Genomic DNA, 977 nt, shown 5'->3' with positions numbered 1-977 from the left:
TTTAATGGATGTAAATTTTCAATCTCATTTTTCAACTGTTCTAAGTTTGTAGTTTGGTATTGTTGAGTAATCGAACTTTTTTTATGACCTGAAAAAACCTGAACTTTTCTTAAATCATATTTTTTAAGTAGGTTCTTGATGACACTCTGCCTTATCTTTATGGGGGTATATTTTTCTTGTCTTTTAAAATTAATATAGTGATTAATTCCTTTGGCTCTTAGTTTCTGTCCTGGTTTCCTGCTGTGTTCAAATACATAGTTTCTGTTTTCTTTAAACAGCTTATAGTGTTCTGTAACTAAATAGATTTGTTCGGCTTTGAGTTTTATGGTTCTAGTTTTTAAATAGATTTCTGCTTTTTGTATTTCTATATCTTTAGGTTTTAGATTTGCTATTTCTTGTATGGTTAACCCTTGATACACTAAAAGGCTTACCATGAGTTTTTTATGTTTGGGGGTTTGTTCTAAGTAGTCTTTGAGTTGTTTTTCTGTATATAAGAGCTCTGTCTTTATACTTTTATCTATCTTGTCTTTGAGTTGTAGGTCTTTGCAGGGATGGTCTTTTCTTTTGCCTGCTTGTTGTAAGTAATGGTAATAGGCTTTGATATGGGCTAATCTGCTTTGTAGGGTTTTGGGGCTGTTGCCTTGTTTGCGTAGGGTTTGTATATAGTGTAAGATTTCTTTTTTCTGGGCTTGTTCTGCGTTTTTTATATAGCGTAAATATTTATTTATTCCTATTAAATAACTTGGGATGCTTTCTCCTTTATAATGTTGTTGTATATAGATTTCTATGGTTTTCATAGTTCTAACTTGGTAATTCTTGTATATACTTCGGTGGTGTCTAGGTATTTGTGTCCTAAGAATTCTTTGACGTTTTCTAGGCTTAATCCGTTCTCTAGTAGATGGGTGGCTATACTATGGCGTAAGCTGTGTAGGGTTATATTTTTGTTTAGGGTGGTTCTTTTAAGTATTTTCTTTAGT

Annotated in this window: 2 protein-coding genes; both read right to left on the bottom strand. The window is 32.0% G+C overall.

The window, feature by feature from the left end; all coding sequences use genetic code 11:
- Positions 1 to 797 (bottom strand): tyrosine-type recombinase/integrase (locus ETU08_RS00565; protein WP_146261067.1); only part of this gene is annotated, 797 nt, incomplete at its 3' end.
- Positions 794 to 977 (bottom strand): tyrosine-type recombinase/integrase (locus ETU08_RS00560; protein ID WP_146261066.1); only part of this gene is annotated, 184 nt, incomplete at its 5' end. The genes ETU08_RS00565 and ETU08_RS00560, both read right to left, overlap by 4 nt.

The organism is Apibacter muscae (assembly GCF_007845635.1).
GTDB classification, from domain to species: Bacteria; Bacteroidota; Bacteroidia; order Flavobacteriales; family Weeksellaceae; genus Apibacter; species Apibacter muscae.
The sequence above is the reverse complement of the archived record's forward strand: the minus strand, read 5'-3'. Positions and strand labels throughout refer to the sequence as shown.